The following is a 22146-nucleotide window of genomic DNA, read 5'->3' on the forward strand; positions in this document are numbered from 1 at the left end:
AACAGAATCAGCTACAGCGGATCACAGTGGAGCGGGTCATGGGAATCGAACCCGCATAACCAGCCTGGAAGGCTGGCGCTCTACCATTGAGCTACACCCGCTTGCGCGATTGAGCTTCACCCTTTCATGCACCCGCCGCTCCCGATGTTCGAGCGCCCGGTATCTTGGTGGAGGGGGTAGGATTCGAACCTACGTAGGGAAACCCCGGCAGATTTACAGTCTGCTGCCTTTGACCGCTCGGCCACCCCTCCGAATGAGGCCGCGATCAGGGTCGCGGATGCCGGCGAATATCGCCAGATTCCGGTGAAAGTCAACACACGAACAAGCAAAAGACCTCCTGCAACACCAATCTATTCGAATCGGTGTCCCAAGAGGTCGTTACATATCTCCAACTCGCTGTGAAATAATAGGGAGCCCTTACCGCAAAAACAAGAGGATTTCGGCATCGCAGCACGTATTTTCACAGCGGGCCAGATCCAGCGTTGGCACCACTATCGCGGAACCCAACCAAGGCCCTGGACAGGGCATCACGACGTGCGAGCACCGGCCATGAAAGACGCCGGCGGTTTCCACGTGTTCGGCCACACCCCGTTCGCCCAGATGCAAATCTCTTGCAAAACCGGCAGCAGGTCGTTGCCACGCGCCGTCAATTCGTAGGCATAGCGCGTGGGATGACGCTGATACGGCCGCTTCGCGACCAACCCCGCGACCTCCATTCGCTTGAGCCGGTTCGCAAGGATATTCGTCGATATTCCCTCTGGCGAGCCCAGAAACTCGCTGAACAGGCGCTTTCCGGTCAAAAGATCACGCACGATGATCAACGACCAGCGATCCCCCAGAACATCGAGTGTCGACGCGATCGGACACGCGGAACGTAGTGATTCCATCGCTTTCGCCCCCGAACAATTCCAAGCGACACGATAAACTCTCGATAACCGACTTGCAATTAACAAGTCACTGCTCTAGCTTGAGACAGTCAATTGCAAATCACAAGTCACAAACCCAGGGAGGACATCACATGACAGACCCGATCTCCGGCGGCTGCCTGTGCGGCGACGTGAGGTACCAAGTGAACGGCGAGCCTCTTTTTGGCGGCCATTGCCAATGCGCGAGTTGCCGAAAAAGCAGTGGCACCGGGCATTGTTCCCATATGGGTGTTGCCAAATCCGGTTTCACAGCTTCGGGTCGGATAGAGGTCTACGAATCACCGACCGACAGCGGCAACATGGTCGGTCGTGCGTTCTGTCCGCGATGTGGCGCGCCGGTTTACTCCCTCAATTCCGGTTTCGAGGACATTGTTTTTGTGCGGGCCTCGAGCCTCGACGATCCGGAAATATTCCAACCCCAAATGGTCGTCTTTACACAACATAGCCCCTCGTGGGATCGCATCGACCCTAATCTGCCGGCCTTCGAGGCAATGCCGCCGGCCGAATCGATGCCGCAATAGTTCGGAACGGAATTCTTCAGCCCCGGTCCGGCTGCAGGATCGCCGCGGTTGGACGGTTTTGAACCGGACGACGTTGCGAGACATGCCAAGGCGCCATATTAAGGGGCATGTCTTCTCATCGACGCAGCCATAACAGAAAGCCGGCGACGCGGCAGGGCTCGTGGATCTATGGTCTGCATGCGGTTAAGGCCGCTTTGGCGAACCCTCGCCGACGCTGCCGACGATTGGTTGCGATCAAGGAAGTCGCCCAGACGTCCTTGGCCACAGACGCCCCAAAATGCGAATACCTGTCGCGCGCCGCGCTCAATGAAATACTCCCGCTTGGCGCGGTTCATCAGGGCATTGCCGGCCTGTTTGATCCGTTGCCGCCGGTCGCGCTGGATGATTTATTGGCAGACCTCAGCGAGGTCGAGAGATGCGCGCTAATGGTTCTCGATCAGGTGTCCGATCCGCGTAACGTCGGCGCCATCCTGCGGACCGCCGCCGCATTTGGCTGCCAAGGCGTTGTCGTTCAGGATCGGCATTCCCCGGCGCTCACAGGAACCCTTCAGAAGGCCGCATCCGGCGGGCTTGAGGTGGTTCCGATTGTTCGCGTCACCAATCTTGCGCGGGCGATAGACGCCATGCGGTCGGCCGACATCTGGTGTATCGGTTTCGACGTCGCGGATAATGAGCCGTTGTCAAAATCGAGACTAGCCGACCGTGTCGCCTTCGTCCTCGGCGCCGAGGGACAGGGCCTTCGCCGCTTGACCCGCGAACGATGCGACCAGCTCCTGAGAATTCCGATCGGGCCCGCGGTCGAAAGCTTGAATGTCAGTGCTGCGGCGGCGATCGCCCTTTACGAATGGGCGCGGCCCACATAGGTTCTTTGGTGCCGAAAACGGCGCTCTCTCGTTTGGGGAAACCACGATGGCAAGGCCAAGAATGTTCCTTTTCACCGTCATTGGATTGACGGTCGCAGCGACAGGTCTTGCCATGGCCCAGAGCGACGCGACCCGGTCGATCTTCGATCGGATGGACCTCGACAATGACGGCGCCATCGATAGCGATGAACTCGCGGCGCTACGCGCCCGGGCCTTCAACGGCATGGACCGCGACCTCGATGGCGTTTTGACCGAGGCCGAGTTCGTCGAGCTGTGGATCGCCGAAGCGGCCGACGAAGACGATCCGCGCATCGAGGATATTACGCGGCTCCGTCGCGGCCGATTCGCCGAAATGGACGAGGACGACGACGGGGAGATCGCCAAGGACGCCTATTTGGCGGTCGGCAACGACCGTTTTCTCGCTGCGGACGGCGACAAGGATGGCCAATTGAGCCTGGAGGAATTCAGCGGCATATCCGGGAACTGATTAGGGTTTCTGAGATCCGACCGAAATCGCCGTCATGATCCTGTGCGGTGACCATCGATTCGAGCCACGCCGTCGGCCATTTCCACCTTGAGATGGGCTTGACCCAGGAACGCCCCTTGGCTACGGCTATCACCGGACTGCCTGAATATGCTGTAGCGGTCGCCGTCCGCCGGTTTAGCTCAGTTGGTAGAGCACCTGATTTGTAATCAGGGGGTCGGGGGTTCGAGTCCCTCAACCGGCACCATACTCACTTTTGTCCGACCCGATATCATTGAGTGCCGCCGGTTCGGCCCCATGCTTCATTGCAGTACCGGCTTGTGCTTTGTTTTCGCCGGCCAAATTCGCTCCTACCCCCGACTAGTTTCGCTCGGATGGTGTGTTTGGTGGCTTATTCTCGGTCGCAAGAACCCGCCAATCTGGCCAAGCGGCGGGGTCCAGGAGGAGATGGGACTCAAGACAAGCGACGAAGCGCTGCATGAGTAGGTGTGTCGCGGCGGCATGGTCGGTCGCGCCGTCGACCTCGAGGGGCGGATAGGCGACGACCCGGAAGTGGCGGTCGCCGTCGCGCAAGACAAATACCGGGATCAAAGCGGCGCCGGTTGAAAGGGCCAGCCGTGGCGGCCCCGTCGCGATCGTGATGCGGCCATCGAAGAAGGGTAGCTCGGTTGGCCTATCGGAGTGGAACCTAGCGTTGATAGACACGATCCCATTCCGGCCGAGCAGCTGCCGGACCTGCTCGACGGACTGCTGTCCGTCGCCCGCGACGAAGATGCGGTCGCCGCGCAGGGACCCCTCCCACTCGCGCGACATACGGTTGAGGCCGAATTGGCCGACCCTAGTGGTCGAAAATCCGTATTGCGGACGCGCGAGGGTGGTCGCTCGAAAGCTGGCCTCTTTCAAGGCGACTCGGGTCGCCAAGGCACCGGAATAAAGCGGTGCCCGCCACAGGATAACCCCCCTGCCCCGGTTTAGCCCGGCGTCGATATGAACACGACCTTCGAGGGCAGCCGTCGGCGAGTCGACGTCGCTGGACCAGCCGTTCAATCGTAGGAGCAACTCCTCGAAAAAGTTTGCCATGCCTTCTGTGACCAGCGCCCGAGGCGGCAAATCGCGCGACCGGTTTCCAAGGACCCGACCGATCGCCTCCATCTTGGTCCGTGTGCTCCGTCGCCGAGCCGACGTGGCGAGCTTGGCGAGAGCTCGCAAGGTGTTCCTTGTTCGCTGTTTTGGAGATAGTCGGTCCGCGATGCCCAGCACAAGCAAGAGGGAAGGCGTAATCAGATCGTGGATGTCTATGGTCTTGGCCGGAATCGAATAACCTATGCGCGGGTCTGGTGCGGCGCTTGGTGATTTCTCGTCGACACCGGGCAACGACCCGCGGACGAGATCGGCGAGTTCCGCGACCGTGCCGGCCCGCGACCAGATCACATCGGCATTCAATCTCACGCCCCACTTCTCTTCGATCGCGACGACAAGCTCGATCGACGTTAAAGAATCCGCGCCAAGGCCGATGATATCGTCGTCGATTCCAACCGGCGTGGCGTCAAGCAAATCCTCCAAGAGCTCGACGAGCGCATATTCGATTTCATCCCGTGGCCGGCCCTCGTGCCGAGCCGGCGCTTCGACACTGGGCGTGCGCGCCGCCAAGGCACGGCGGTCGATCTTGGCGCTCGCCGTGCGCGGCAACGAATCGAGGCGGACCAGCCTGGTCGGGATCATTGCCTGGGTCAGCCTCTCGCTCAATTTTGCGCGAATCTCGCGGACCGTTGGGGCACCGACATGGCTGACGTAATAGGCGGCCAACCGGTCGGGGTTACCGCCTTCGGCATGGGGCTCCACAACCGCCGCCACTTCGTCGATCCCGTCCAGGTCGAGCAAGGCGGCCTCGATATCGGAAATTTCGACTCGATTGCCGAGCACCCTGACCCGGTCGTCCGTACGGCCGGCCAACCGCAAGCATCCGTCATCTGCCATGACCCCCAGGTCGCCGGTTCGGTAAAGGCGTTCGTCGGTGCCCTCCAGGGATAGAAAAGCCTGTGCCGTAAGATCGGGCCGTTTCCAATATCCCTTTGCCAGATAACGGCTCTTGATTACGATCTCGCCAATCTCTCCGGCCGGAACATCATGCCCGCCCTCGTCGCGCAATAGCAGTTCCATACCGTCCACCGGGTATCCGACCGGCACGGCGCCATCGCTCAAGATCCTGGACCGGTCGATGAAATGCCGCCGGTAGGTCCCGGCCTCGTTACAGGCGACTTGATTGATCAGGGTGTCGCTGTTGGGAAAGCGGCGCTTCCACAAATCGACATCGGACCGATAGACCGGATCGCTCGTCAGAACCACGGTACGGACCGTGGCACATTGGTTGCCGTCGGGAATCCCCGCCAATGCCCGGCGCATCACGTTGACCGGGATCAGACAGATCGTTACCCCTCGCGTGCCCAGCCACGTGAACAAACCGGCTGTGCCTTTTCTCCTGATATCCCATGGGCAAAGGGTCGCGCCGCTGAGCAGGGCGGCGAGGATGACCCGCACGCTCGCCATGGTGCTGACATGGCGAACAAGTAACACTCCGTCGTCCGGCCTCATTCCGCACGCGACGGCAAAATAGCCAGCGCGGGCAAGGAAACTGCGATGGGATTGAACGACTCCCTTCGGGCTCCCGGTGCTGCCGGACGTATAGTAAATCGCGGCCACGGTGTCGGGCGACAGAACGACATCGGGATCGTGAATGGGCGCCGCCGATTTCAGCTCGTCGATATTCACCACACGGCAGGTGCTCGGAATGACGGCGGGTACCGCCGCCGCGTTGCGTTTATCCGTAAGACATAGGCTCACCTCCGCGTGACGGGCGATGTCCGCATTGCGCCGTGAAGGATGATCGGGGTCCAAGGACACATAAATGCGGCCCATCCTCAACAGCGCCAAGGCGCCGGCGATGAACGGCGCGCCGTGCTCAAGGAAGAGCGCGACGGCGCCGGTCCCTGCGGCCTGATCCTGTCGCACCCGATGGGCGATTCGGTTAGCCCACAGGTTGAGGTCTCGATAAGTGACGTCGCCCTCCGGATCGGCTACTGCGATACGGTCCGCAAACGCTTCCAGCCGCGGATCCAGGCACTCCGGAACGCTGGCCTCGAATCCGGTTTGCGTCAGTTGCTCGATGTTTGCCGTTCCGCATTGCGGTGGCGGACTGTCCCTGGTGTCCAACATCGGGCGTCACCTACCCATTGGTCGAAATCGTGGCGGTATCCGGTATCCCGCTCTCGGTATCATGCGCCACTCCACACTTCCATTTCCCCGGCAAATGTCCAATTCCGTCCAACCATACCGAATAATTTGCCGCGGGAGGAACCGCTTCCGCCCGCCGCGATCGATAACTTGAAAAACCTGAATTGGCTGCGTCCGCGAGTACATCGACCAGCACTGTCGTCACTATGCCGGCGGCCCGAATTGGTCGAGCGGCACCGCCGCCTTGGGCGTTGGTTTGGCGCCTATTTCAAGGCTAGTATTGGCCCTCGACAACGCCCGACGGCCAAGAAATGCCAATGATGAGCGTGACTATCCGCCACGCGTGCGCTAGCGACGCCGACGCCCTGGCCCAGGTCAGCACCGAGTCGTGGCGCGACGCCTATCCGGTACTGTTGCCGGCGGACTACCTCGCCAATCAACTGTCACTGCCCCACCAACGGGCGCGATGGCGGCGACGCCTGCGAAAGCCATGCGATGAAACGCTTCTTATCGCGGCCAACCCCGGAACGGATGTCATCGGATACGTGACCTTTGGCCGCTGCCGGCGATCAAATATGCGGGGGTACGGCGAAATTTATGAACTCTACGTTGCGACGGACTACCAGGACCAAGGTGTTGGTCGGCGCCTAGTCGAGGCTGCGATCGAGCGACTTCGCGGCGAGGCGCGGCAATCGGTCCTCGTCGAAGTATTAACCGGCAATCCCTCTCGCTTTTTCTATGAGCGTTTGGGAGCGATCGTTCGGGGCAATGCCACCCGCAATTTCGCCGGCCGCAACCTGGATACGACGCTTTACCTATGGGGCGATACTTCGATCTTAGAGCAAGATCGTTTCAGATCGAATCGACCTGAAACGTGAATGTTGATCTAATTCAATATGTTAGCACGTGATTCACGGCTCACTTCGTTGCGACGAGAGCCGACCACGCCCTAGACTCGGAACAGGGCTGGGAAGCCGCCGCCCCGAATTCGCTTGAATCTCCCAAACGGCGATCAAAAAAATGGCCCCGCCGGTTGCGGGGCTATTCTCTCGTTGGTGGAGTCGCAGTTACTCAATCGTTCTTCGCCTAACCCCACTACTGTCGGCGAATTGTCACTCGGCGCCGGACCCAAAGGGACCCGCAAACCAAGCGAGCGATTCGAACACACCCATGAATGTTGAACCGATGGCTCCGAGCATGGCGACACCGGTGAGCGATACGAGCATCAGCACCGCCCCAACTTCGATCGTCGTCAGGCCCGTCTCATCTTGCAGCAACCCCGAATTCCAACCCATCGTAACCAACCCCTCGTTGACCCAAACATACGCGGCTAATGCGATGTGTCGCGCATCTGCATCATGAAAATGCGGGAGTCAATTAAAAAAACATTAATATTCAATGATTTAATAAAATTTTCCTGAATATTTAGCTAACCAATATTGGGAAAAGGATTGGTAACCATAGTCTCGTTGTAGTGCGGAATTTGGCGGCCAGGCGTTCGGGCCGAAGCTTTAGAAACGGCACCGACCCATCCCAAGCCGCTCGCCCATCCGCGATTTCGACCGGAAAGAAAAACCCCGCCGAAGCGGGGTCAAGTCGTTGGAGGCATAAGACGATGTAAGGTTGTCGTTATCTGTTCAAGAGACGCCACATCTAAACAATTACAATTACTACATTAAGGGAATGGCGAAATGGAGTTCGCCAGGGCAACGGCGAAAGCCCGTTATTGCCCTATAAAGCGATGCCGATTCACGCAACCGGTCGTATCGACGGACTTCGAACGGCGGCATCGCCTGGTCATATTCCCTGGTCCCATTGAGTGCGATCAATTCGTCCTTCGCCACCAATGTCGCAGTGGTTTCTTAACAATGGGTTAACACGAATAGTTTTAGCCAAATTTTGCAAAAATGAACCGTAAAGGGCCGCTATTAAGGAAGTCTTAGGGGTATTTCGGATCCGGCGAGTTTTGTTGCCGTTTCGATCATGGTTAACCGTTCACTAACAATTCATGAACATTTCGTGAATCCACCCCCGGTAACACGTTGATATTCCGTAATTTCTATATTTAGAAAAATTCTTTTCGTTGCGCTGGCGCAGATTAGCCGAGGCTGTCCCGCCTCGTCCGATCGATAAATTTGGTCGCTGTTCAAAATCGGACGGTTTGAATCCGATTTGCCACCAGATCAAACGCCATGACCGTCCCGCTCAGCACACGGGTCGGGGCGCCCAGGGATGGCTCAGGCCCAATTTACATCGCAATATACTGACGGAGAGCCTCGGCCTCATTCTTGAGTTCGGTCAATCTTGCTTTTACGACATCGCCAATGCTGATGATCCCTTTCAATCGGCCATCGACGATAATCGGCAGGTGGCGAATCCTGTTGTCAGTCATAACCTCCATGCATTCGTCGATGCTGTCATCGGGAGCGCACGCGGTCACCGATTTGGTCATAAGGTCCGCAACCGTCATGTCCATCAGCGAATTGCCGTGATCGACCAGACTCCGGACAATATCCCGTTCGGACAATATGCCGTCCATGGTTTCGCCGTCGTCACTCACGACTAGGGCTCCGACACCAACGGATTTCAGCATTGCGAGGGCCTGCCCGATCGTCGAATCCGCCTTGATAAACGCGACGTCATCACCCTTGGACTGAAGAACTTTGTCTACATTCATGCCCTGTCTCCATTTGTCACAGCCCGTAATGCCGGTAAGACCATGGTATTCGAATTCTGGCATGCGAGCAGGAGCCGTATTGCCATATTCTGCCATAATTGGTGGAAAATTGCACGCCGATGGCAATCCTAGAAACGGGTCAAGGTGGTGATCGGGCCCCCGCTCCCACTACATTCTGATGTTGAACCCCGGGGAGTCGACCGGTCGATAGATATTGCCGGGCGGAATCAATTCCTGGCCGCACTCGAATGGCGGAAAACTATCATCACGGAGCGTCGGAAGTGGCTTACGGGCCGCCGTTCCTGCCGGGAGATACCCAAATTTCTCCATGACCGCGCCTTGATCTCGGACGAGGCGCTCGACAAGCCTTGGCTTGAGTTCCGATTTCCATTGGCCGGCTCTGCCACTGCGGAAGAACTTCCGCCCCTCCGGCGCCTCGATGAAGCCGGATCTGGACTCCTGTGCCTTGAGTTTTTCAAAGCTGGAATTTTCGATCGCGCGGGTCATCTGATCGCGATTAGGCGATAGGCCGACGTGCCTCACCATGGCATCGAAACTCTTCATCGGATCGCTGAGCATGTCTTCGTACCGAACAACCAGCAACCGCGGATGCGGCCGACGGGTCCAGCTATGCACATGGTTGGCCCACGATGACATGAAGATGCTCACATTGTTCTTGTCGCGCAGCAATCGCACATCAGTCCGCCCCATCCGGCGTATCGTTTCCAGCGTGCTGATACCCCAGAAATTCGCCAAGGAAAGAACGATATCCAACGGATTTCGGACAATATAGATCGCGCCGGATGTGTGGTCCGGAGAGACCAAGTGACTGTTGAGATAACGGGCGCACGCACAATGCGTTTTCAGAATCACGCCGCCGGTGGAAAGGCTTGAAAGGTAGGTCAGGGCCTCGGGACGCCGGCGCATCGTTTCCGCGTCGGTCATCTGGCTGACGTCGCCGCCGGTGAATCGCATCCACCATCGCACGGAGGTATCACCGGTAATGAAATTCTTCGTGGAATTGATATTCACCTCTTCATCCCCGTCGGTGAGGAGATTCTCGAAAAACAAACGAGACCAAGTGTTTCCGGACTTGGGATATGACGCGAGCCAGATAATCCCGGCCATCAATACCTCCACATCGGGCTAATTCATCGACTGGTGTGATCGCCGCGGCGGTCGCGACGTATTTGGTTCGAATCGGGAATATGCCCCATGATTGAGCTGATTTGAACCGCCTTGGCACGAGGTGGCGGTTGCTGCGGATGCGCCAATTTCAATCGGTATCTCGCCTGCGTGAGGTCGAAAAGAACGGCGTGCCCTGGGATGCAAGATTCACGTCGATTTCAATGGCTCTGTGCGGCGCCACAGCGCGGTGTCTTGCCAACGCCGGGCAAAGCCGCTACCAGCTTGAGTCGATCGATCGGCTCCGGCGCAAAGAATTTGTGTTCTTGTCCGCACCATCGAGCCGATTCCAAGGACCAGTTGGAGGACATCGTGCGGAGTGGCTTCAAACGAACGGTAAGAGCGACCCTGATTGGCGCGATTGCAATCGGGACGACAGCGATGTCTCGCATTCCCCTCGGGTCTGAGTCCTATCAGGAAGGATGGCTGCAGGGTTGCTTCGAGGGCTATAGCGCGGGCGGTTGGCTCGGCTACGAATACAACCTTGACCCCGACCGCCTGGCCAACGATGCCGACTATCGCCAAGGCCGCGAGGACGGGGTGCAGAAATGCTATGAAGAAGCGGTGGCCCGGCCAAAAGGGGTCGGTTCCGGCCGCTGATTCCGGCGCACCGTTGCGCGCGTCGTTCAGAGCATGTCGCGAATTCGAAAATAGAGCATTGCAAGCGCCAGCAGAGGCGTCCGCAAGAGGCGCCCGCCGACGAAACTGTGATGGGGCAAGCGTTCGAATGCGTCGAACCGCTCGGCGGTGCCGGCGATTGCCTCGGCCACGACGCGACCGGCAATGCCGGTCATCGCCACGCCATGACCCGAGAAGCCCTGGGCAAAGTAAATGTTGTCGGAGAGCCGGCCGATATGAGGTGAGCGCTCGACCGTGATCGCTACATTTCCCCCCCATACATAGTCAACCCGAGCTTCGGCAAGGTCGGGAAAGACACGCACCATCGATCGTCGCATTGACGATTTCAGGCTTGGCGGGGGCATCGTCGTGTAGCTGACCTTGCCGCCGAAAAGCATACGCCGGTCGGCCGAGAGACGAAAATAGTCGAGAACGAAGTTTACATCCGCGACTGCTAAATCGTTGGGTATCAGGCGCTTAGCCAACGACTCGGCCAGGGGTTCGGTGGCGATGACATAAGTGCCGACGGGCATGACCTTGCGGCGCAGGACCGGCACCAGATCCCCGAGATAGGCATTTCCGCACAGCACGACATACTTGGCCCGGATCGTGCCAGCGGAAGTCTCGATGACCGGATTCGCTTGGCCGGTAATGCCAATGACCGGCGAGCCTTCGAAAATTCGCACGCCGCCCGCAACCGCGACACGGGCAAGTCCGAGCGCATAGTTGAGGGGATGAAAGTGTCCCCCACCATGGTCGAGCAAGCCACCGCAATAGGCTGCTGACGCCACTTCCTCGCCCATCCGGTCTCGGTCGAGGAGCTCGAATTGATCGTAACCGTAGTCCGAGTTGCAGCCTTCGGCTTCGGCACGCAACTCATCGATATGCCGGGGCTTGACCGCCGCAAACAAGTAGCCGCGCTTGAGATCGCACTCTATCGCATGCTCTCGAATACGCTCGTATAGGAGCGACTTGGCTTCCTCCGCCAAAGCCCACAGAATCTTTGCATCTGCTTCGCCGACCTGGTTTCGAATCTTATCCATGCCGGAAGCAAATCCGGTGACGATTTGTCCCCCGTTGCGGCCAGACGCGCCCCAGCCGATGCGGTTGCCCTCGACCAAGACCGTATCGTAACCGCGGGCGGCGAGTTCGATGGCGGCCGAAATTCCGGTGTAGCCGCCGCCGACGATACAGACATCCGCCGCAACAGTTCCCTGCACGGTCGGATGGTCGACCATCCCGTTGGCCGATGCCGCGTAGTAGGAATCGACGTGAGGTTCAGCAGCCATCAGCACAAAACACCCCGATCACTCATCCTCGGCCCAGATATCATATTTGCGAGGTGCCGCCCACGACACTTCCTCTTGCCACCGGATAGCAGCCTATAGGATTATCGGCGTCGATCGGTCGAAGGCACTACACAATTCGTTCGCGTTGATAGCTCTCCGATCATGTTATCGGCAATGCATCAAAAGAGATTCAATTGGCAAAGCACTCAAAATCAATGGATGGGTGGATCCAAACGCAGAAGGTAACCGAGGTCGAATGCATGATCGCCGACCTCGCGGGAATTGCACGCGGCAAAATTCTGCCCAGCGAAAAATTCTTGGCCGGTCACAAAGAACGCACCCTGCGCCTTCCCGAAGCGGTTTTTGTGCAAACCGTTTCCGGCACCTATCCTGAAGAGGATGACCTCGATCATCGAGTTTCCGATCCGGCCAACATCGATGTGGTCATGGTGCCCGATGCCGAGACGATTCGGCTTGTGCCGTGGTATGAGGAACCGACCGCGCAGGTGATTTGCGATTGCTACTACGCCGATGGCCGCGAGCTCGATTTCGCCGCACGCAGTGTCTTGAGGCGGGTCCTGAAACTATACGATGACAAGGGTTGGAAGCCGCTGGTGGCGCCGGAACTGGAATTCTTCCTGGTCCGCGTCAACACCGATCCTGACTATCCACTGGAACCCCCCGTCGGTAGCTCGGGGCGGGCGGAAACCGGGAGGCAGGCGTTCGGTATCGACGCCGTTAACGAATTCGATCCGCTTTTCGAAGACATCTACGACCACTGCGAAGCACAGGGTTTGGATATCGACACGCTGTCTCACGAGGCCGGGGCAGCGCAAATGGAAATCAATTTCAATCACGGCGATCCGCTCGAGCTCGCTGATCAGGCATTCCTATTCAAGCGGACCGTGCGACAGACCGCTCTTCGCCACAACATCTATGCGACATTCATGGCAAAGCCGATGTCGCAGGAGCCCGGCAGTTCGATGCATATCCACCAAAGCGTGGTGGATGCGAAGACCGGACAAAACCTCTTCGCGACCAAGAGCGGTGCGGATTCGAAACTATTCCGATCCCATGTCGCCGGACTCCAAAAATACCTTCCACAATCGATGCCGCTCTTTGCGCCCAACGTAAATTCCTACCGCCGGTTGCTTCGCTATTCGGATGCGCCGATCAATGTCCATTGGGGCCTGGACAATCGGACGGTCGGACTGCGGGTTCCGGTCTCCGGGCCCAAAGCGCGGCGGATCGAGAACCGGATCGCCGGCGCCGACGTCAATCCCTATCTGGCGATCGCCGGCTCGCTAGCCTGCGGCTATATCGGTATGGTCGATAAATTGGACCCACGCGAACCGGTCGAAGGAAGCGCCTATCGGTTGGCCCATACCCTGCCGCGGCATCTATTCGACGCGCTGAGGCGTTTCAACGCCTGCAAGCCCCTGAGGGACCTTCTCGGGACCCGATTCGTCGATACCATCGACCTCGTCAAATCGGCGGAACTGGACGCGTACCAGGAAGTCATCAGTTCTTGGGAACGCGAACATCTTCTGCTAAATGTATGACACATGGCTGCGTTACGTCGAAATCTTGACCCCGTTGGACTGTGCCGGCACAGCGAAATGCTGTTGCTGTGCGCGCGCATCGGTTTCAACCCCTAGTTCCGAGTTCTGAATTACCGATGTTGAAATGGCTGGCCAAAGCCATTTCGACGCGATTCTGGACTTTGACCAGGGAGCGGTAAAATGGCTTTTTCAGAAAGAACGACACAGGAGTGGCAGGCGCTCGACCGACAGCACCTGCATCCGTTCACTGACTACAAGGAGATCGCCAAAATCGGCAGCCGGGTGATTACCCGCGCCGAGGGCGTCTATTTGTGGGACAGCGAAGGCAATCGGATTATCGACGGCATGGCCGGGCTGTGGAACGTCAACATCGGATATGGCCGGCGCGAGTTGGCGGATGCCGCCTACCAACAAATGCTGCAATTGCCTTACTACAACACGTTTTTCAAAACCGCGACGCCGCCATCCATCGAACTGTCGCGCGTTCTAACCGAGATCACGCCTGACGGGCTCGATCACGTGTTCTTCGCCAGCTCCGGTTCCGAAGCAAACGACACCATCGTGCGCATGGTTCGTCACTATTGGAACCTGATGGGCAAGTCGAAAAAGAAGACATTCATCAGCCGCGAGTACGCCTATCACGGCAGCACGCTGGCCGCCGCCAGCCTTGGCGGCATGAAGCCGATGCACGACGTCGCCGACCTGCCGCTCGATGGCTTCGTTCATGTCATGCCGCCCTACTGGTACGAATATGGCGAAGACCTCTCGCCGGAGGAATTCGGGCTCAAAGCGGCGCGCGCGATCGAGGACAAGATCCTTGAACTTGGTCCCGACAAGATCGCCGCCTTTATAGGAGAACCGATCCAGGGCGCCGGCGGCGTTATCATTCCGCCGCAAACCTATTGGCCGGAAGTACAGCGCATCTGCAAAGAGTACGACGTCCTGTTGATCATCGACGAGGTAATCTGCGGATTCGGCAGGATCGGCAAGTGGTTTGCGAGCGAGGCACTCGACATCGTGAAGCCCGATTTCATGACCCTGGCCAAGGGCATTACATCGGGATACCTCCCATTGTCCGCGGTGATGGTCGGCGACCGCGTCGCGAAGGAGTTGCTGGCTGAGGGATCTGAATTCACCCACGGGTTTACCTATTCAGGCCACCCGGTGCCGTGTGCCGTTGCCCTCGAGAACATCCGTTTGCTGGATGAGGAAAACATTGTCGAACGAGTTGCCAACGAGGTCGGGCCGCATTTCTGCGCCCGTTTGAACGCACTGGCCGATCATCCGCTGGTCGGTGAAGTGAGGGCGCAAGGGCTGATTGGAGCCGTTGAACTCGTTGCCGACAAATCATCCCGGCGTCACTTCGACGATATCGGCAAGGTCGGTGGCATCTGCCGCGACCATTGTACGCGACAGAACCTTGTTCTCCGCGCGGTTCGCGACTGTATTGTCGCCGCGCCGCCGTTGGTCATCTCGATATCGGAGATTGACGAATTGATGGATGGCCTGGAGCGATGTCTCGATCTTACCATGGATGAAATCGCGAGCTAGCGTTGCGGGAAATTGATTTCACCGACTAACCAAAGCTTGCAGCAAAGCCGGAGCGCGGTAAACTTCGGCACTAAGGACCACAACAACAATGGACCGTACAACCAATAGTCAGACAGGGAGACGATCATGAAACGGACAATGACAGCGGCCGTATCGGTCGCAAGCATCCTGGCCCTCGCTGCCTCGGCGGCGTGGGCCGATGAAGAAAAGGTACTCAACGTATACAATTGGTCGGACTACATCGCCGAAGAGACGATCGCCAACTTCGAGAAAGAGACCGGAATCAAGGTCAACTACGATGTGTTCGACTCCAATGAAGTCTTGGAAGGGAAGCTATTGGCCGGCAATACCGGCTATGACATCGTGGTGCCGTCGGGCGCGTTCCTCGAAAGACAGATCCAGGCTGGAGTCTTTCAGGAACTCGACAGGAACCAGCTGCCGAACCATGGCAACCTGGACGACGAAATCCTCGGCAATGTCGCCGTGCACGACCCCGGAAACGCCCACGCGATTCCCTATATGTGGGGCACCACCGGGTTCGGCTACAACATCGACATGATCAACGAACGCATGGCCGATGCGCCGGTCGGCAGTTGGGACATGATCTTCAATCCGGATGTCGTTTCCAAGTTCGCCGATTGCGGAGTCACCTTGCTTGACGCGTCGAGCGAAGTTCTCGAAACCGCGCTCAATTACCTCGGGCTCGATCCCCATACCGAGGACAAGGAAACTCTGGCAAAGGCCGAAGCGCTGCTCCTTACGATCCGGCCCTATATCAAATACTTCCACTCGTCGCAGAATATCAACGACCTCGCCAACGGCGACATCTGTCTCGCTATGGGATGGTCGGGCGACATGCTGATTGCTCGAGACCGCGCCGACGAGGCGGAACAGGGAATCAATGTCGCCTACGTGATCCCCGAGGAAGGCGCGGTGATGTGGTTCGACCTCATGGCGATACCGGCCGGCGCGCCGCATCCGCAGAATGCCCACGCGTTCCTGAATTACATCATGGAGCCGCAGGTCGTAGCCGATATCTCGAATTACGTCTTTTACGCCAATGGCAATGCGGCCGCGACCGAACTGGTCGACGAGGAGGTCACTGGCGACCCCGGCATCTACCCGTCGGACGAGGTAAAGGCAAATCTGTTCGCGGACAAGACCGTCTCACCCAAGATGGACCGGCATCGCACACGCGCCTGGACAAAGATCAAGACTGGGCAATAATCGCCGCATAAGGATTGTGGCCGGGGTCCCCGACCAATAGCCGGGGACCCCGCAGCGGGTGTGGGAGCAAACAGGCGATGCCGGATCCGACCACTTCATCACCAGACGCGTGGAATTCACCGGACGCGGTTCCCTATGTCCGGATCCAGAATGTCACCAAGCAATTTGGCGACTTCACCGCGGTAAGGAACGTTTCGCTCGATATTTACGAGCGCGAGTTGTTCTGCTTGCTCGGTGGATCCGGCTGCGGGAAATCCACTCTTTTGCGCATGCTTGCCGGCTTCGAGTTGCCGACCTCCGGGCAAATCCTCATCGATGGCGTCGATATGTCCGGCATTCCGCCTTACGAACGGCCGGTCAATATGATGTTCCAGTCCTATGCGTTGTTCCCGCATATGAATGTCGAACAGAATATTGCATTTGGCCTTAAACAGGATGGTGTGGCCAAACCGGAGATCAAGCGCCGCGTCAGCGACATGATCGAACTTGTGCAACTGGGCCAGTTTGCCAAACGGAAACCGCACCAACTGTCGGGCGGCCAGCGGCAGCGGGTTGCCCTCGCCCGAAGCCTGGTTAAACAGCCGAAACTGCTCTTGCTCGACGAACCGCTCGGCGCACTCGACAAGAAACTACGCGAGGAAACTCAGTTTGAGCTGGTGAATATCCAGGAATCCGTCGGCATTACCTTCGTCGTCGTCACCCATGACCAGGAAGAGGCGATGACGCTGTCGACCCGTATCGGTGTGATGGACCAGGGCGAGATTGTCCAGACCGGGACACCGTCGGAGATATACGAGATCCCAGACAGCCGCTTTGTCGCCGATTTCGTCGGTTCGGTGAACATGTTCGCGGGACGGATCATCGAGGACGAGCCCGATCATGTCGTGATCGAATCGGAAGAGTCGGGAGGTCGCATTCGGGTCGAGCACGGTATCAGCGGCCATGTCGGACAGCAGGTCTGGGTCGCCCTCAGGCCGGAAAAAATCATCATCGGCACGGAGCAACCCACCCAGGAGACGAATGTCATAAAGGGACGCGTCGACGAGATCGCCTATCTCGGAAACTCTTCGGTCTTTCGCGTCCGCCTCGATAACGGTCGGATTGTCAGGGTCACGAGGCCGAATATCTATCGCGCGACGGAAGCCGACATCACCTGGGAGGACGAAGTCTATCTGAGCTGGCATGGCACCAGTCCGGTGGTGTTGACGTCGTGAGCGTGCCAGCCTCCACCACGGGCGGGCGTACTCCCGCCGATATCGAAAAAGGTCACGGCGTAAGCTCGCTGGCAGGTCTCGAAGCCGCGCTCGGCCGGGTCGGGCTGCGCGGTCGAACTTTGGTAATTCTGATCCCCTATTTGTGGCTGTTGCTGTTTTTCCTGATTCCATTCGTCATCGTCCTCAAGATCAGCCTGGCCCAACTTGCGATCGCCATCCCGCCCTATTCATCCTTGTTGAGTTGGACCGCCGATGGGGCCCTCGAGATCAAGCTGCATTTTGACAATTTCCTGTTTCTCCTCGAGGACAGCCTCTATTGGGTGGCTTATCTGAATTCAGTCAAGATCGCCCTGATATCGACGGTGCTGTGCCTGCTGCTTGGCTATCCGATGGCCTACGGCATTGCCCGCGCACCCACCGCATGGCGAAATGTCCTGTTGATGATGGTGATCCTGCCGTTCTGGACATCGTTTCTGCTGCGCGTCTATGCCTGGGTCGGGATCCTTAAGAATAACGGCGTTATCAATAACGCACTGATGTCGCTCGGCATCATCGATCAACCCATACCCATGCTGCACACGGACTTTTCGGTCTATATCGGGATCGTCTATTCCTACCTGCCGTTCATGATCTTGCCGCTTTATGCCAACCTGGAAAAACTCGACGGTACGCTCTTGGAAGCCGCCGCCGATCTCGGCTGCCGTCCTGCCAAAGCCTTTCTTTACGTGACTTTGCCACTTTCCCTGCCGGGCATCATCGCAGGTTGCCTGTTGGTCTTCATCCCGGCGGTCGGTGAATTCGTGATACCGGCCCTCCTCGGCGGACCCGACAGTCTTATGATCGGGCGCGTTCTGTGGGACGAATTCTTTTCCAATCGAGACTGGCCGGTGGCTTCGGCGGTCGCCATCGCCGTGCTCTTGCTGTTGGTCGTCCCCATCGTCCTGTACCAACGCATTCAGATCCGGGAGCCGGGGGCGTAGAATGGTCCGGAATCGCTCCTTCTTTATTCTTACCGTGATGGCGTTCGGCTTCGCGTTTCTGTACGGCCCGATCCTTTCGCTAATCATTTTTTCGTTCAACAAATCGAAGCTCGTAACGGTGTGGGGTGGATTTTCGACCCAATGGTATGGCGAGCTGATCCGTAACGATCAAATCCTGCAAGCCGCCTGGGTAAGTTTGCGGATCGCGGTGATGAATGCGACACTGGCGGTAATCCTGGGGACGTTGGCGGCTTTCATTCTTGTCCGATTCGGTCGGTTTCGCGGCCGGACACTGTTTACCGGCATGGTCACCGCTCCGCTCGTCATGCCCGAGGTGATTACGGGTCTGTCGCTGTTGCTGCTTTTCGTCGCCATGGAGAGCGCCCTGGGTTGGCCGGCGGGACGCGGCATGACGACGATCACGATCGCCCATATCACGTTCTCGATGGCCTATGTCGCGGTGATCATCCAGTCTCGGCTTTCGGACATGGATGAATCCATCGAGGAGGCCGCACTCGATCTCGGTGCCCGACCGGGCAAGGTCTTCTTCGTGATAACCGTGCCAATCATCACCCCGGCTTTGGTATCGGGCTGGTTGCTTGCCTTCACGATGTCCCTGGATGATCTCGTGATCGCAAGTTTTGTTGCCGGACCCGGCTCGTCGACGCTGCCGATGGTGATCTTTTCGAAGGTGCGGCTCGGCGTAAGCCCGGAAATCAATGCCTTGGCAACGATCATTGTTTTGTTCGTCGCCTCCGGCATTCTATTGGCTGGCTGGTTGATGATGCGCCAGGACAAGCGGCGTCGACGCGATGCCCAACTAGCGATCGCCGCCAACGAATAAAATCCGTACCGAACCAATCGAATCCGAGAGCGCTATGGGCTCTGGTTCGCTGGCCTATGATTGGGAATTGCGGCGCCCCACGGGATTCGATGGAGCGCCGCTATCCAAGAACCGGCTCGTCAGCCTTGGGGCACGCCGATCGCCACCGGTCGGACCGGAGAACCGGACCCGCCGCGCGAACGCAGCGGCAAGATAATCGTGCACGAGGTCCAGACCTTGTCCGCGGCCAAGGCGCCAAGGTTCGCGTTCTGAATGTTGTGGATGCCCGATTGGGTAAGATTGTGATGGTGGATTGCAAACGGCAATCCGGGGGGTGTGCCCTCGGCCGGCGGTGCCTTGCCCATCAACATGCCGTCGGCCACCGGATCGGTGAAGGGGTTGTCGAGCGCGACCAGAACGACCGCATGATCTTCGAGATACTTGGCGCCGTCATATGCCAAGCCCGGGCCCATGGCATAATAGAACTTCTCTTGATCCGGATCGTTCCAGTTGTCGCCCCAACCTGTATAGATGTAGACGACATCGCCTGGCAGAATACCCCGCGAATCTAGGCCCTGCGCCTTGAGCATCGCGTCGATATCGGCTGCGGTGATGGTCTCACCCGGCTTCATCGGCTCGCCGCCGCCGAGATGCGCTTTCGCGTCGAGCAGGACCGCCGTCGTCACGATCGGCGGCACCTTCTCGATTCCCAAGTGCAAAAGCGGCGACTCGGCCGAAGGCTTGACCTGATCCTGAGAAAATCCGCTGTAGTATTGGGCGCCGGCGGAAGGGAATTCGCTTTCTCCGTCCCAGGCCTCGCCGAGGACCGCGAAATGGCCGAGCGCGTCCATTTGGGTGCCTTGGGCGCCGGGCTCGCCGGACACGACATGCTCGCCGTTGAAGGCATGCAACGAGCCGGGAATGCCGACGGTCGGTCGAAAGTCGTATTTGAGTGGCGTGCCAAAGGGCGACATCGGCATCGTGTTCGACCGCTCATGGGACACCTCGTAGACCTTGGCGTCGGGCTGGCCCAAATGGTAGCCGCACCGCAACCAAGTTCCTGCACCCAAGGTGTTGGCCATGCCGCGTTCATCGCCGGCCGGCCAGGGCGGCATCGGGACAAGCGCCTTCGACTGATCGACGACCATTTTCTGATCGGCGTTCTGGGCCACCGACGGTCCCGCGCAGAGGGCCACGAGGGCCGCTGCCGCAAGGGTTGATATTGCTATCTTCATGAAGACCTCCCTGAATCGCTTGTTTCGTTCTTCGCGATGCCGAAGCGGAAAACCATAGCACTCGCAGCTTTATATGCAATTACATACAACTGCTATCGGATGTTGTCGAAATCCGATGGCCGCGTTCCGATGCCATCGACCATTCTGCCCCAACCTCCGCATCGGTCTCTCTGGGCGCCTGCGATGCGCGCAGCAACTCGAAATCCCGCCCTGCCAATAGTCTGGAAAGCGCCCACACGGCCATCGCGCGTACGAGCGGCGACGGATCCGAGAGATGCGGCCGGACATGGCCCACGAGATCAGGTCTGCCGCTGTTCCCCGCCGCGATCAGGACATTGCGCAGGATACGATTGCGCCCGGTCCTCTTGATCGCCGACCCGGCAAAGAAGTCGCGAAAGGCGGGTTCATCTAGAGACAATAGGTGCACCAGCCTCGGCGCGGTCAATTCGGCCCGGGCGAAATAGGCGTTCTCCCGGGCGCGCCGGGCAAATTTGTTCCACGGACAGACGGCCAGGCAATCATCACAGCCATAGATTCGATTTCCCATCGCGGACCTGAATTCGGCCGGTATGTGGCCCTTATGCTCGATCGTGAGGTAGGAAATACAGCGCCGTGCATCGAGTCGGTAGGGCGCAGGAAAAGCGTCCGTCGGGCAAATATCGAGGCAGCGCCGGCACGACCCGCAATGATCGGCATGACCGGACTCGCTCTCTAAGTCGAGGTCGGTAAATACGGAGCCGAGAAACAGCCAGGATCCCAGATCGCGCGAAACGATGTTGGTGTGTTTGCCCTGCCACCCGACCCCGGCCAAGGCCGCCAGGGGCTTTTCCATGACCGGCGCGGTATCCACGAAAACCTTGACTTCGCACGAATGAGTTTCGACGAGCCACCGCGCCAATTTCTTCAGCCGCGTCTTGAGGACATCATGGTAGTCGCGTCCCCGCGCATAGACGGAAATATTACCGCGATCCCAGCGCTCCAGCGTTTTGAGAGGATCGGTGCGCGGCCCATAATTCTGCCCGACAACGATGATCGATCGTGCATCGGCCCACAATGCGCGTGGGTGGCGTCGTCGCTCCTCGGTTTCGGCCATCCAAGCCATGTCGCCGTGAAGACCAAGTCGGAGGTATTCCGTCAGCCGATCTCCCGGCCCTTCTTCGATGTCGGCGCGCGTAAAGCCCACCGCATCGAACCCCATTTCGCTGGCTCTGTTTCGTATCGCCTCTTTTCGGCTCGTCAATCGACTACCCGCGGCCACGATATGGTGCGACGCCCTGCTCCGGTAGCCAGAGGCCGGCGGGGGGAACTCCGGTTTGATAGAAGACATCGATCGGTATTCCACCGCGCGGATACCAATAACCGCCAATCCTCAACCACTTGGGCTCAATTTCACGTACCAAACGTTTCGCGATGCCGATCGTCGTGGCCTCGTGAAATGCGCCATGATTTCGATAAGCGCCGAGAAAAAGCTTCAATGACTTGCTTTCGACCAGACGATCGCCCGGCACGTATTCGATCACAAGATGGGCGAAATCGGGCTGCCCGGTTATCGGGCACAGACAGGTAAACTCGGGGCAGGTCAATCGCACCAGGTAAACTTCGCCAGGTTGCGGATTCGAGACGGATTCGATTACCGCGGCGTCAGGCGAGGCGGGCATTTCGGCCTCGCGGCCCAAGAGTGTCAGGTCATCCTGCAATCTGGTCTCCATATTGTCGGTCAAGCTAAAATCCGGTAACTCGGGGATTTTCCGGCTTGCTGT

The 22146-nt window shown here is 58.4% G+C and carries 20 protein-coding genes and 3 tRNA genes; 12 read left to right on the forward strand and 11 right to left on the reverse strand.

Annotation, left to right across the window (positions count from 1 at the left end; translation table 11 throughout):
• Positions 1-27: 27 nt before the first annotated feature.
• The 3 genes from GY791_21400 to GY791_21410 all read right to left on the reverse strand — a co-directional run bounded on the left by GY791_21400 (position 28) and on the right by GY791_21410 (position 887).
• A tRNA-Gly gene (locus GY791_21400) sits at positions 28-101 on the reverse strand.
• 64 nt (positions 102-165) lie between these two features.
• Positions 166-251 (reverse strand) — tRNA-Tyr (locus tag GY791_21405).
• A gap of 276 nt (positions 252-527) precedes the next feature.
• Positions 528-887, reverse strand: coding sequence for a helix-turn-helix transcriptional regulator (locus GY791_21410; protein MCP4330951.1), 360 nt, complete (start codon positions 885-887; stop codon positions 528-530).
• A 131-nt stretch (positions 888-1018) separates the two neighbouring features.
• On the opposite strand from GY791_21410, the gene GY791_21415 reads away from it, so the two are divergent.
• The 4 genes from GY791_21415 to GY791_21430 all read left to right on the forward strand — a co-directional run bounded on the left by GY791_21415 (position 1019) and on the right by GY791_21430 (position 3041).
• Positions 1019-1447 (forward strand): GFA family protein, encoded by a 429-nt coding sequence (locus GY791_21415; protein MCP4330952.1) that lies wholly within the window; start codon positions 1019-1021, stop codon positions 1445-1447.
• Positions 1448-1554: 107 nt separating this feature from the next.
• Positions 1555-2310, forward strand: a complete 756-nt coding sequence (rlmB, locus tag GY791_21420) for a 23S rRNA (guanosine(2251)-2'-O)-methyltransferase RlmB (GenBank protein MCP4330953.1) — start codon at positions 1555-1557, stop codon at positions 2308-2310.
• Positions 2311-2356: 46 nt separating this feature from the next.
• Positions 2357-2797, forward strand: a complete 441-nt coding sequence (locus GY791_21425) for a hypothetical protein (protein MCP4330954.1) — start codon at positions 2357-2359, stop codon at positions 2795-2797.
• A gap of 168 nt (positions 2798-2965) precedes the next feature.
• A tRNA-Thr gene (locus tag GY791_21430) sits at positions 2966-3041 on the forward strand.
• Between the two features lie 113 nt (positions 3042-3154).
• Here GY791_21430 and GY791_21435 read toward each other — a convergent pair.
• Positions 3155-6007 carry an AMP-binding protein gene (locus GY791_21435; protein MCP4330955.1) on the reverse strand — a complete coding sequence of 951 codons (2853 nt, stop codon included), beginning with the start codon at positions 6005-6007 and terminating at the stop codon, positions 3155-3157.
• 338 nt (positions 6008-6345) lie between these two features.
• On the opposite strand from GY791_21435, the gene GY791_21440 reads away from it, so the two are divergent.
• Positions 6346-6903 (forward strand): GNAT family N-acetyltransferase, encoded by a 558-nt coding sequence (locus GY791_21440; protein MCP4330956.1) that lies wholly within the window; start codon positions 6346-6348, stop codon positions 6901-6903.
• A 234-nt stretch (positions 6904-7137) separates the two neighbouring features.
• Here the strand turns inward: GY791_21440 and GY791_21445 are convergent, their stop codons facing one another.
• The 3 genes from GY791_21445 to GY791_21455 form a co-directional block, all read right to left on the reverse strand.
• Positions 7138-7320: a hypothetical protein gene (locus GY791_21445; protein MCP4330957.1), complete on the reverse strand. Its 183-nt coding sequence runs from the start codon at positions 7318-7320 to the stop codon at positions 7138-7140.
• A gap of 953 nt (positions 7321-8273) precedes the next feature.
• Positions 8274-8702 carry a CBS domain-containing protein gene (locus GY791_21450; GenBank protein ID MCP4330958.1) on the reverse strand — a complete coding sequence of 143 codons (429 nt, stop codon included), beginning with the start codon at positions 8700-8702 and terminating at the stop codon, positions 8274-8276.
• Positions 8703-8870: 168 nt separating this feature from the next.
• Complete coding sequence (locus GY791_21455; GenBank protein MCP4330959.1) at positions 8871-9830, reverse strand: sulfotransferase domain-containing protein; 960 nt, start codon at positions 9828-9830, stop codon at positions 8871-8873.
• 438 nt (positions 9831-10268) lie between these two features.
• Between GY791_21455 and GY791_21460 the strand changes: the two genes are divergently transcribed.
• Positions 10269-10487 carry a hypothetical protein gene (locus GY791_21460; protein MCP4330960.1) on the forward strand — a complete coding sequence of 73 codons (219 nt, stop codon included), beginning with the start codon at positions 10269-10271 and terminating at the stop codon, positions 10485-10487.
• Between the two features lie 26 nt (positions 10488-10513).
• Here the strand turns inward: GY791_21460 and GY791_21465 are convergent, their stop codons facing one another.
• On the reverse strand, positions 10514-11794 hold the full coding sequence (locus GY791_21465; protein MCP4330961.1) for an FAD-binding oxidoreductase: 1281 nt from the start codon (positions 11792-11794) through the stop codon (positions 10514-10516).
• A 215-nt stretch (positions 11795-12009) separates the two neighbouring features.
• Between GY791_21465 and GY791_21470 the strand changes: the two genes are divergently transcribed.
• The 6 genes from GY791_21470 to GY791_21495 all read left to right on the forward strand — a co-directional run bounded on the left by GY791_21470 (position 12010) and on the right by GY791_21495 (position 19172).
• Entirely contained in the window at positions 12010-13356 is a 1347-nt protein-coding gene (locus GY791_21470; GenBank protein MCP4330962.1) for a glutamine synthetase, read from the forward strand.
• 180 nt (positions 13357-13536) lie between these two features.
• Positions 13537-14907, forward strand: coding sequence for an aspartate aminotransferase family protein (locus GY791_21475; protein MCP4330963.1), 1371 nt, complete (start codon positions 13537-13539; stop codon positions 14905-14907).
• Between the two features lie 126 nt (positions 14908-15033).
• A complete protein-coding gene (locus tag GY791_21480; protein ID MCP4330964.1) occupies positions 15034-16134 on the forward strand; it encodes a polyamine ABC transporter substrate-binding protein in 1101 nt (366 codons plus the stop codon).
• 77 nt (positions 16135-16211) lie between these two features.
• Positions 16212-17348 carry a polyamine ABC transporter ATP-binding protein gene (potA, locus tag GY791_21485; GenBank protein MCP4330965.1) on the forward strand — a complete coding sequence of 379 codons (1137 nt, stop codon included), beginning with the start codon at positions 16212-16214 and terminating at the stop codon, positions 17346-17348.
• Positions 17349-17416: 68 nt separating this feature from the next.
• Positions 17417-18328 carry an ABC transporter permease subunit gene (locus GY791_21490; protein MCP4330966.1) on the forward strand — a complete coding sequence of 304 codons (912 nt, stop codon included), beginning with the start codon at positions 17417-17419 and terminating at the stop codon, positions 18326-18328.
• A 1-nt stretch (position 18329) separates the two neighbouring features.
• Positions 18330-19172 carry an ABC transporter permease subunit gene (locus GY791_21495; GenBank protein MCP4330967.1) on the forward strand — a complete coding sequence of 281 codons (843 nt, stop codon included), beginning with the start codon at positions 18330-18332 and terminating at the stop codon, positions 19170-19172.
• Positions 19173-19291: 119 nt separating this feature from the next.
• Here GY791_21495 and GY791_21500 read toward each other — a convergent pair whose 3' ends face one another.
• The 3 genes from GY791_21500 to queF all read right to left on the reverse strand — a co-directional run bounded on the left by GY791_21500 (position 19292) and on the right by queF (position 22095).
• Positions 19292-20266: a cyclase family protein gene (locus GY791_21500; GenBank protein ID MCP4330968.1), complete on the reverse strand. Its 975-nt coding sequence runs from the start codon at positions 20264-20266 to the stop codon at positions 19292-19294.
• Positions 20267-20465: 199 nt separating this feature from the next.
• Positions 20466-21713: a tRNA epoxyqueuosine(34) reductase QueG gene (gene queG / locus GY791_21505; GenBank protein MCP4330969.1), complete on the reverse strand. Its 1248-nt coding sequence runs from the start codon at positions 21711-21713 to the stop codon at positions 20466-20468.
• Positions 21631-22095, reverse strand: a complete 465-nt coding sequence (gene queF / locus GY791_21510) for an NADPH-dependent 7-cyano-7-deazaguanine reductase QueF (protein ID MCP4330970.1) — start codon at positions 22093-22095, stop codon at positions 21631-21633. The genes queG and queF overlap by 83 nt, the downstream gene beginning before the upstream one ends.
• Positions 22096-22146 lie beyond the last annotated feature (51 nt).

The sequence above is a fragment of the Alphaproteobacteria bacterium genome, assembly GCA_024244705.1.
Lineage (GTDB): Bacteria > Pseudomonadota > Alphaproteobacteria > JAAEOK01 > JAAEOK01 > JAAEOK01.

Excerpts from the sequence above, each read along its gene's own strand:
- GY791_21470 (MCP4330962.1), top strand. The coding sequence starts at position 12,010 with ATGGATGGGTGGATCCAAACGCAGAAGGTAACCGAGGTCGAATGCATG.
- GY791_21475 (MCP4330963.1), top strand. The coding sequence starts at position 13,537 with ATGGCTTTTTCAGAAAGAACGACACAGGAGTGGCAGGCGCTCGACCGA.
- GY791_21500 (MCP4330968.1), bottom strand. The coding sequence starts at position 20,266 with ATGCCGCCCTGGCCGGCCGGCGATGAACGCGGCATGGCCAACACCTTG.
- potA (MCP4330965.1), top strand. The coding sequence starts at position 16,212 with ATGCCGGATCCGACCACTTCATCACCAGACGCGTGGAATTCACCGGAC.
- GY791_21425 (MCP4330954.1), top strand. The coding sequence starts at position 2,357 with ATGGCAAGGCCAAGAATGTTCCTTTTCACCGTCATTGGATTGACGGTC.
- GY791_21410 (MCP4330951.1), bottom strand. The coding sequence starts at position 887 with ATGGAATCACTACGTTCCGCGTGTCCGATCGCGTCGACACTCGATGTT.
- queF (MCP4330970.1), bottom strand. The coding sequence starts at position 22,095 with ATGGAGACCAGATTGCAGGATGACCTGACACTCTTGGGCCGCGAGGCC.
- GY791_21440 (MCP4330956.1), top strand. The coding sequence starts at position 6,346 with ATGAGCGTGACTATCCGCCACGCGTGCGCTAGCGACGCCGACGCCCTG.
- GY791_21480 (MCP4330964.1), top strand. The coding sequence starts at position 15,034 with ATGAAACGGACAATGACAGCGGCCGTATCGGTCGCAAGCATCCTGGCC.
- GY791_21455 (MCP4330959.1), bottom strand. The coding sequence starts at position 9,830 with ATGGCCGGGATTATCTGGCTCGCGTCATATCCCAAGTCCGGAAACACT.
- GY791_21415 (MCP4330952.1), top strand. The coding sequence starts at position 1,019 with ATGACAGACCCGATCTCCGGCGGCTGCCTGTGCGGCGACGTGAGGTAC.
- GY791_21465 (MCP4330961.1), bottom strand. The coding sequence starts at position 11,794 with ATGGCTGCTGAACCTCACGTCGATTCCTACTACGCGGCATCGGCCAAC.
- queG (MCP4330969.1), bottom strand. The coding sequence starts at position 21,713 with ATGTCTTCTATCAAACCGGAGTTCCCCCCGCCGGCCTCTGGCTACCGG.
- GY791_21495 (MCP4330967.1), top strand. The coding sequence starts at position 18,330 with ATGGTCCGGAATCGCTCCTTCTTTATTCTTACCGTGATGGCGTTCGGC.
- GY791_21435 (MCP4330955.1), bottom strand. The coding sequence starts at position 6,007 with ATGTTGGACACCAGGGACAGTCCGCCACCGCAATGCGGAACGGCAAAC.
- GY791_21450 (MCP4330958.1), bottom strand. The coding sequence starts at position 8,702 with ATGAATGTAGACAAAGTTCTTCAGTCCAAGGGTGATGACGTCGCGTTT.
- GY791_21460 (MCP4330960.1), top strand. The coding sequence starts at position 10,269 with ATGTCTCGCATTCCCCTCGGGTCTGAGTCCTATCAGGAAGGATGGCTG.
- GY791_21445 (MCP4330957.1), bottom strand. The coding sequence starts at position 7,320 with ATGGGTTGGAATTCGGGGTTGCTGCAAGATGAGACGGGCCTGACGACG.
- rlmB (MCP4330953.1), top strand. The coding sequence starts at position 1,555 with ATGTCTTCTCATCGACGCAGCCATAACAGAAAGCCGGCGACGCGGCAG.